The organism is Streptomyces sp. NPDC050738 (assembly GCF_040654175.1).
Taxonomy (GTDB): Bacteria; Actinomycetota; Actinomycetes; order Streptomycetales; family Streptomycetaceae; genus Streptomyces.
In genome coordinates, this window is the sequence record NZ_JBFAHN010000029.1 from 26,072 (window position 1) to 33,896 (window position 7,825).

Annotated in this window: 9 protein-coding genes; 5 read left to right on the top strand and 4 right to left on the bottom strand. The window is 67.6% G+C overall.

The annotated features are described in order from the left end of the window. Window positions 1-180: 180 nt before the first annotated feature. On the top strand, window positions 181-1,320 hold the full coding sequence (locus AB0H78_RS38055) for a hypothetical protein (RefSeq protein WP_363239410.1): 1,140 nt from the start codon (window positions 181-183) through the stop codon (window positions 1,318-1,320). 306 nt (window positions 1,321-1,626) lie between these two features. On the opposite strand, the gene AB0H78_RS38060 is transcribed toward AB0H78_RS38055, so the two are convergent. Then, window positions 1,627-2,394, bottom strand: coding sequence for a hypothetical protein (locus AB0H78_RS38060; RefSeq protein ID WP_363239411.1), 768 nt, complete (start codon window positions 2,392-2,394; stop codon window positions 1,627-1,629). A gap of 550 nt (window positions 2,395-2,944) precedes the next feature. Between AB0H78_RS38060 and AB0H78_RS38065 the strand changes: the two genes are divergently transcribed. Beyond that, window positions 2,945-3,493: a hypothetical protein gene (locus tag AB0H78_RS38065; protein WP_363239412.1), complete on the top strand. Its 549-nt coding sequence runs from the start codon at window positions 2,945-2,947 to the stop codon at window positions 3,491-3,493. Window positions 3,494-3,816: 323 nt separating this feature from the next. Here AB0H78_RS38065 and AB0H78_RS38070 read toward each other — a convergent pair whose 3' ends face one another. The 3 genes from AB0H78_RS38070 to AB0H78_RS38080 all read right to left on the bottom strand — a co-directional run bounded on the left by AB0H78_RS38070 (window position 3,817) and on the right by AB0H78_RS38080 (window position 5,402). Further along, window positions 3,817-4,233, bottom strand: a complete 417-nt coding sequence (locus AB0H78_RS38070; RefSeq protein ID WP_363239413.1) for a nuclear transport factor 2 family protein — start codon at window positions 4,231-4,233, stop codon at window positions 3,817-3,819. A 175-nt stretch (window positions 4,234-4,408) separates the two neighbouring features. After that, window positions 4,409-4,840, bottom strand: coding sequence for an Rrf2 family transcriptional regulator (locus tag AB0H78_RS38075; RefSeq protein WP_363239414.1), 432 nt, complete (start codon window positions 4,838-4,840; stop codon window positions 4,409-4,411). A gap of 85 nt (window positions 4,841-4,925) precedes the next feature. Next, on the bottom strand, window positions 4,926-5,402 hold the full coding sequence (locus tag AB0H78_RS38080) for a VOC family protein (protein WP_363239415.1): 477 nt from the start codon (window positions 5,400-5,402) through the stop codon (window positions 4,926-4,928). Between the two features lie 88 nt (window positions 5,403-5,490). Between AB0H78_RS38080 and AB0H78_RS38085 the strand changes: the two genes are divergently transcribed. From AB0H78_RS38085 to AB0H78_RS38095, 3 genes are read left to right on the top strand one after another with little or no spacing between them, the layout of a single operon-like run. Then, window positions 5,491-6,072 carry a helix-turn-helix domain-containing protein gene (locus tag AB0H78_RS38085; RefSeq protein ID WP_363239416.1) on the top strand — a complete coding sequence of 194 codons (582 nt, stop codon included), beginning with the start codon at window positions 5,491-5,493 and terminating at the stop codon, window positions 6,070-6,072. Next, window positions 6,069-6,782 carry an NAD(P)-binding domain-containing protein gene (locus AB0H78_RS38090; protein WP_363239417.1) on the top strand — a complete coding sequence of 238 codons (714 nt, stop codon included), beginning with the start codon at window positions 6,069-6,071 and terminating at the stop codon, window positions 6,780-6,782. Before AB0H78_RS38085 ends, AB0H78_RS38090 begins: the two co-directional genes overlap by 4 nt. Before the next feature lie 53 nt (window positions 6,783-6,835). Further along, a complete protein-coding gene (locus AB0H78_RS38095; RefSeq protein ID WP_363239418.1) occupies window positions 6,836-7,600 on the top strand; it encodes an SDR family NAD(P)-dependent oxidoreductase in 765 nt (254 codons plus the stop codon). The last annotated feature ends 225 nt before the right edge of the window (window positions 7,601-7,825 follow it).

Genomic DNA, 7,825 nt, shown 5'->3' on the forward strand with positions numbered 1-7,825 from the left:
GACGCGGAAACCTCACCGGCGCAGCCCCTCCTGACAGCAGGCGGGGCAACCGCTCGCTGTGAGGATTCCCCCGCCACGGGCACAGTGGGACACTCCCGACACCCGGCCGGGCGCGGCAGGTCGCCTCGCGCCCCCGCACGCCGCCTGCCCTGCCGTCAGTGGGTTCCCAGGGGAGGAAACATGACCGTGCCGACACCGGCGAGCGACGAACAATTACGCCGTATCACGCAGGATGCAACGGGCCAGTGGATCGCCGACACCGAGCGCTCCTTCCGCGAAGTGTGGGATGACCAGCAGACACTGGACAAGCAGTTGGCCGCCATCACGGACGAGGCACGGCGCACGTGGTGGACCGGCCAGCTGCGCGAGTACGCCCGCCGGGGTGCCGAGCGCTTCCACTCGCAGGTGAACGGGCGACGGGGTGAGCTGATCGACCAGCTCATCGCGCTGCTGCGTCAGACTGACCCCCCGCTGAACGAGCAGGAGGCACGGCGGCCCGGCCGGCAGACGCAGGAGCTGGTTGCGGGGTTGGTGCCCGCCACCTCCACGGGCAAGGCCCTGACGGCGGCGCTCGCCGCCACGGAGGCTTTCATGAGTGAACTCATCGGCCGGGCACCGACATTGGAGGATCTCCGCACGGGCAAGGCGGACGGTCTTGCCCTGGCCGGTATGGAGAGCAAGGACCTCCTACGACGGAGTGCCGCGGCCATCGCGACCATTCCGCAGTTGCCGCTGCCCGAATTCGCCACCACGCTCACCGCCCAGGACAGCGCGGCCATCGCGGTAGTCCGTGGCACTCTGCCCACCGGAGAGCGTGTCACCCACGACGCGGAACGAGCCCTGAGCGAGGGCACGTCTCGGCTGACTGCCTTGCCCACGCTGGAGGAACAACACCAGCTGGTCATCGGCGCGTTCGACACCGCCCGCAGGAACCTCACCGCCTCGACAGCGAAACTGAACCTGCTGGTGACCGCCCTCGAAAAGACAGTGACCGACCATCGCGCACGCTTCGACCCCGCCAAGGTGAACTTCATCAATAGAATGACCCACTTCTACGGCGACCGATTTCTGATCGCACTGGCAAGCATGCCGCCCGCTACCGCACTCGAGGCCATCTACCGCATCGACCTCTCCTTTCAATATGACGGCGGTACGACGCCCGAAATGGCGCTCCGCGATGAATTCCCGCAGGACACCACCCCGGAGCGCCTGTCCGGCGTGCTCACACGCGTGGCGCAGTCCGAACGCCGTGACCTGCCGACCCTGACTTCCTTGATCCAGTCACTGGCACTGCAACCCGACAAGCCGCATGGCCCGTAGGTCCGCTGATGCCGAGGAAGACGCCAAAGGGTTGCCGCCCGATGACCTCGCCAGTGATCTGGGTTTCAACTGGCAGGGCCCTACACGTCTCGGTCCACCCGGCCGTGCCCCGGCCGCGACTTCTGCCCCGTCATCTGGCCACGAGTACTCGCTCACGCGCTGATCCGGGCATGCAACCGTTGCCCTGCGGAACCGGCTTCCCCAACCACTGGTGCGGCACGCTCAGAGCGAGTCGATGCCCGCTGCTGCCACGAGAATCGTCCAGCATCTTCTCTCTGCGAGAGCTGCACCCAACGCCCACCGTGGTCACCGTGCGTCGATGGTTTCCTGCACATCCTGTCCCGATCGCAGCAGTCGAACAAACGCCTTCAGGCCGGTGATGATCTCTTCGTTGTCCGTGAGTCCGTCCACCGTCTGCTCGAACTGTCTTGCCAGCCCGGTGATTCGACGATCGGCTTCATCGGTCCGCTGATAAGCGGTGTGTGTCAACGCATCATGCGCGCGCCGCAATTCGGCCAGGGTCCGATACTGCTCCTCCGCCTTGTCCTCGAGAATCCGCATGCCGGACTTGAGGTCTTCTACCTGTGTCCTCAACTCGACCACGTCGTCGCGCGGGTACTTCACCTCCCGAAGCAGCAGACCAAGACGTCGCCTGAGCTGCTCGAAATACGCTCCAGCAGGTCGGAAGGCGGTGCTCAGCAAGAAGAATCCAGCACACCAGTAGCCGAGGACTCGCTCAGCAGCCAGCCCGGTGGCAAGCAGGAGTGCGGCCGTGACCACATGTCCTGAGACGGCAACCCGCAGCATCAAGCGAGCGACCCGCCGCGCCTCGACATCGCGCTCCGCGGAGATAACTAGGCCCTTCTCCCTGCTGAGCGCGATCTCCGCCAGCACCGAGTGAGCCCGGAAGTAGAGGTTCCACGGCGTGGTCAGCAGCAGCAACAACCACAAGAGCCCAAGGACAGCGGCTCCCACGCCCAGCACCACCTCGGGCGGCGCCCCCACGGCATACGCCACAACCAGCACCATGACCGTCCCCGCCGCAACCGCGAATGCACCCACGACTTTTCCCATGCCCCCCCGATTCCTGCTGCTGCGGCCATGGTCCCGCGGGGGCAGGCATGTGGCATGAGTACCGCTACTCAGACCGGCGCGAAATATCCCGACACTTTCCCGAGAGGGCAACTGATCCCGGGCGCCGTGCCACAAGGGGTAACAGCAGCTCGACGGTGGACATCTCGGCCATCACCTCGGCGGATGCGGGCCGAAACCTGCGCGTTCAGTGTCACGGACCAATCCCAGTGGCTGGTCAAGCAGCCAGTGAAGGGGTTGAGGCCGATCTTCACGTAAAGGAGTGCATCAGCATGGTGGGTGGCATGAATCGGCGAACGCCGCCGCGTGAGCTTGCCCGCGATCCGGAATCCTGGCCCTATGCCGACCTCGCCGACCCGGACGCGGCCGCCGTCCAGGACTTCACCCGGGCCCTCGCCGCGGTCCTGGCTGAACGGCGGCTCAGCCTGCGCAAACTCGCAGACGCCTCCGGCGTTAACCGGCAGGCCATCGCCGACCTCCTGGCGTCGCGGGCCTGCGCCGCGAGGAGGTCACCCGGCTGGCCGCGATCAGCATGGACTACTACACCCGGCTCGAGCAGGGCCGCGTCCGGGCCTCCGCCCCCGTGCTCGCCACCCTGGTCCGCGCCCTGCGCCTCGACGACGACCAGCAGAGCTGCCTCTACGAACTCGCAGGACGAAGCGACGCACGCCCACGCCGCCAACCCCCGCAACGAGTACGGCCCGCCATGCGCCGCCTGCTGGACCAGCACAACCAGACACCCGCACTCGTCCTCGGCAAACGGCTCGACATCCTGGCCTGGAACACCGCAGCCACCGCCCTCTACACCGACTTCGGCACACTCCCCGCAATCCGAGCGATGCAGCACGACTGGGCACACAGCGCCCGCGACGCCGTCGCCGCCCTGCGCACGGAAGCAGCCGCCGACCCCGACGACCCCCAACTCACCCACCTCGTCGGCACGCTCACCATCCAGAACCCCGACTTCCGCACCTGGGGCGGCCGAAGCGGCGCGCGACGGCGGCGCCCAGTCCGACTCGGCAAGGACAACATCACCCGCGATACGGGCACCTTCAACGCCCGTATCGAAGCGGCCGGCTGACCGTCCGTCCGCAAGGAAGGCACACGTCATGGCACGCGTCTTCGTGAACGGCGCCGCCGGAAGCGTCGGCTGCCGCCTGCTGCACCAGCTTGCCGCCCGGCGTGCCGGAATCTGTCGCTTCCTCCACATCTCCGCGTTCCCCGACGCCTGGCGCGACCAGGGCAGAACCTCGTGCTTCTCTTCGGCCTCTGACATCGTGCGGTGGGATGCGGTCCCTCCGCGAAGAACAGCTCCAGCCCCGGCACGCCGTACGGGACCTCCTCAATGCGCTGCCCTCCGGTTGCAGGCCGTGCTGCTTCGTGTGGCCACGGGGCCAGGGTGTTTCAGGCAGTTTTGAACGCCTGATCGACGGTCAGCGTGTCCTCGTAGAGGTGCATGCGGACGATCTTGCCGTCTTCCACCACCAGGTGCATGGCCGACGGCGTGGTGAACTCCTTGCCGGTGGACGCGACGGTGTGGGTGAAGATCCCCAGAAGCATCACGTCACCGCCGTCGATGATGATCCGCTCCAGCACAACCGTGCTCTTGTCGTGTGCGAAGTGCGGCCACATCGTGGTGAAGTACGGCGCCACGTCCTCCCGGCGGGTACGGCGGCCGGTCCAGGGCAGTTGCTCGTTGCCGGGGACGTGCCAGTCGATGTCTGGCGCGAACAGTTCCTGGACGCCGTCCTGATCCTGCCTGCCGAGGCGTTCCACGAACTGCTCGGCCACGGCCCGTGAGGTCTGCGTATCTGTTGCCATTGCGCTTGCCCTTGTCTTTTCGTAAGCGTGGGGTGGGCCCATGGGGGCCTCAGCCCTGGAACTGGCGGGCTCGACTGCCCTGTTGTCTCCGGCAAGGGCTTCCCGCATCCGCAAAGTAACCATTTTGGTTACATTGATGGGCGAGGGAAGCGCCGGCTCTGCGACTGGATGGGAGTCAGGCGGCTTCGAGTACGTCCCGCAAGACGTCCTCGAGTGTGGTTCTCGCCAACTCCCTGCGGAGGGTGGCCTCGATCTGGTCGTAGACGGCGGTCAAGGCCGGGCCCATCCCGTGCCCCACGACACACTCGGGGTCGGGCGCCGAGCGGTGCAGAGCGAAAATCGGCCCGGCGGCGATCGCCTCATGGATGTCGAGCAGGGTGATCGCGGCGAGGTCCCGGGACAGCATCCAGCCCGCCCCCGCACCTCGCCGCGAGTCGGCGAGTCCGGCCTTGCGCAGGTCGGCCAGCAGACGACGGATCACCACCGGATTGGTGTTGACACTCGTCGCGATCTGCTCAGAGGTGGCCACCTCGTGGCCGCGGCGCTGATACAGCCCTATCCACGTCAGGGCATGTGCGGCGACAGTCAGCCTGCTGTTGGCGCTCACCTCGGACCTCGCTCCCTGGTTCTCCACTTTGTCGTAACCATAATCATTACAACAGTGTGCGGTAAGCCCGGTCGCGTGGATCCGTTCACAGCGCGGAGTCGAGAACGGGTGGCCCGGCATGGCGCGAGCCGGCCGGGAAGAGGTCGCGCAGTTGGGGGCGGTCGCTGTGCAGGTCGCACAGTTCCACGACCGTTCCGGACGGCCCGGCATTGAGCAGCGGCAGCCGGCCGACGGTCGCACGCGGACCGAATCCCAGTGCCGACAGTCTCGCGTTCTCCTCGGCGATGCCCTCGACCCAGTAGCCGATGTGGTGCACGCCTCCGCCCGGCGCGGCATCCAGTGGCGTGCCGGGGATCGCTTCCCAGAGCTCGACGGCGAATGGTCCGCCCTCGGAGAACGTCACGTGGCACTCGACATCGTGGTCGGCGCCCTGCGCATCGGTCAGCGTCAGCACGCGGACTCGTGTGGGGCGCCAGGACACCCCGAACACCTCGGTGAACTCCTTCTTCCCCTTCTCCAGGTCATCGACAGCCACTCCGATGTGCCATATCCGCTGGTCCATTTCCTGCTCCCGCTCTTCGCCGGACAGTGCAGCATCGACGCTACGCCATAAGTGGGCAGTGTGTCCGCTTAGCTGTTACCGTCGTTCCATGACATCCCCCAGCCGGGCGATCCGCGCCGACGCGGCACGCAACCAGGACGCCATTCTCGCGGCCGCGATGGAGGTCTTCCGGGACCTGGGGGCAGACGCCCCGCTCGACGAGATCCCCCGGCGGGCGGGGGTGGGCCGGGCAACGTTGTACCGCCGATTCCCCACCCGTGAGCACCTGTTCGCGGCAATCCTCCGCTCTCAGGTGGACGCCCTCGTCGAGGCCGCCGAGATCCGGATGGCTGCCGCGGATCCCTGGCAGGCGCTTCTGGAGTGGACCAGCGCCTACGAGGACATCGGCGCCCAGTACCGCGGGATGAACACCCGCATCGGCACGGCGCTGCTGGAGGACGGGTCGCCGATCGGAGAGCTCTGCACGCCGATGAAGACCGCGTTCGACGTGTTGTTCCGGCGAGCCCAGGAGCTGGCACGAGTGCGCCTCGACATCTCCTCCGCCGACGTGCTCGCGATCATCTCCGCGTTGCCGCGCGATCCGGACACAGGCCGAGCGAGGTCAACTCATCTCACCGTCGTCCTCGACGGACTTCGGCCGGCCACGGAGGCGGCCGCCCCCAACGGATGACGGCAACCAGAAGGAAGCAGGAGAGCGTCATGCAGATCTCCATCATCGGAAGTGGCAGCATCGGCGGCACGTTGGCACGGCAGCTGGTCGGCGCCGGCCACGCGGTCACGATCGCGAACTCCCGGGGGCCCGCATCTCTCGCACAGCTCGCGCAAGCCACCGGCGCCACCGCGGCCGAGACGACCGAGGCCATCGTCCGCGCCGAGCTCCTGATCGTCAGCGTGCCGATGGGCGCCCTGCCAGAACTCGGCCGCACCATCGAAAAGCACCTGCCGGCCGGCGCCGTCATCGTCGACACCAGCAACTACGTGCCCGAAATGCGTGATGTGCACATCGCCGCGATCGACGACGGGCTTCCGGAGAGCCTATGGGTCGCGCAACAGCTCAATCGGCCCATCATCAAAGCCCTGAACACCATAGGCGCCACCAGCCTCGCCGCCGGCGGCCAGCCGCACGGGGACGCCCGGCGGATCGCTGCTCCGGTGTCCGGAGCGGACGCGGCTGCCAAGCGGACCGTCATCGCGCTGCTCGACGAGATCGGCTTCGACGGCTTCGACGCAGGCGACCTCGAGAACTCCTGGCGGCAGCAGCCGGGGACACCCGTCTACACGACGGACCTCACGCTGCACCAGGCGCGCAAGGCCATCGCCGAGGCCGAGCGCGGCGACACCACGGCCTGGCGGGAGCACATCACCGCAAAAAGGCAGTAGCGGCCCAGCGGATATCGCTCCATCCCCTCCATCGATCCCCCAGGGAGCAGACCATGAACGGCAGGCTTGACGGCACGGTGGCGCTGGTGACCGGCGCGAGCAGCGGCATCGGCGAGGCAACGGCGCGCGCCCTCGCCGGCCAGGGCGCGGCAGTGGCGCTGGTGGCCCGGCGCCGGGACCGGCTGGAGAAGGTCGCAGAGTCGATCCGGGCCCAAGGCGGAACCGCACTGGAGATCGAGGCGGACATCACCGTCGGAGCCGCGGCACGGGACGCCGTACAGCGCACGGTGGAAGAGTTGGGCCGCTTGGACACGGTCGTGAACAACGCCGGCCTTATGCTCATCGGCCCGTTTGCGCAGGCTCCGGCCGAAGAGTGGGACCGCATGCTCGCGATCAACGTGCAGGGGCTTTTGCATATCACCCAGGCCGCGCAGCCCCATCTGGTTCGCGCTGCGGAGGACGCCCCGCGCCGGGTGGCGGATATCGTCAACATCAGCTCCACCGCCGGACGCGTGGCCAGCGCCGGGAACGCCGTCTACAGCCTGACCAAGCACGGCGTCGTCGCGTTCACCGAAGCCCTGCGCAAGGAACTCCTGCCGCAGCGCGTCCGCGTGAGCGTGGTCGAACCGGGCACCGTGGACACCGAACTCGGCAGCCATGTACGCGCGGAACTCCAGGCAGCCATCGCTCTCCAGACCGAGGGCCTGGAGAAACTGCACCCAGAGGACATCGCCGACGCGGTCACCTACATCGTCACCCGCGACCGCCGTGTCGCGGTCAACGAGTTGCTCGTCCGGGCCGGCGCCCAGACCTGGTGATCGGCTTCGGCCGCTGATGGCCGACAGCGCCGACGCTGCCCCGTTCGGCCACGAGATCACCCAGCTGACCGACTCCGGCGACCGGGCTCACGCCAACTGCGGGGACCCACCGGGCGGCTTGCCGTCTCATGTCACGGGCGGGCCAGACGCTTCTGATGCTTCGGCGGCGCGCTGGTATGTGGCGTTGAGGAGCTGGGCTTCTTCGAGTTGGTCTTCGAGGATGAC

Coding starts and splice junctions, on each gene's coding strand:
- AB0H78_RS38055 (WP_363239410.1), top strand. CDS start 181: ATGACCGTGCCGACACCGGCGAGCGACGAACAATTACGCCGTATCACG.
- AB0H78_RS38060 (WP_363239411.1), bottom strand. CDS start 2,394: ATGGGAAAAGTCGTGGGTGCATTCGCGGTTGCGGCGGGGACGGTCATG.
- AB0H78_RS38065 (WP_363239412.1), top strand. CDS start 2,945: ATGGACTACTACACCCGGCTCGAGCAGGGCCGCGTCCGGGCCTCCGCC.
- AB0H78_RS38070 (WP_363239413.1), bottom strand. CDS start 4,233: ATGGCAACAGATACGCAGACCTCACGGGCCGTGGCCGAGCAGTTCGTG.
- AB0H78_RS38080 (WP_363239415.1), bottom strand. CDS start 5,402: ATGGACCAGCGGATATGGCACATCGGAGTGGCTGTCGATGACCTGGAG.
- AB0H78_RS38085 (WP_363239416.1), top strand. CDS start 5,491: ATGACATCCCCCAGCCGGGCGATCCGCGCCGACGCGGCACGCAACCAG.
- AB0H78_RS38090 (WP_363239417.1), top strand. CDS start 6,069: ATGACGGCAACCAGAAGGAAGCAGGAGAGCGTCATGCAGATCTCCATC.
- AB0H78_RS38095 (WP_363239418.1), top strand. CDS start 6,836: ATGAACGGCAGGCTTGACGGCACGGTGGCGCTGGTGACCGGCGCGAGC.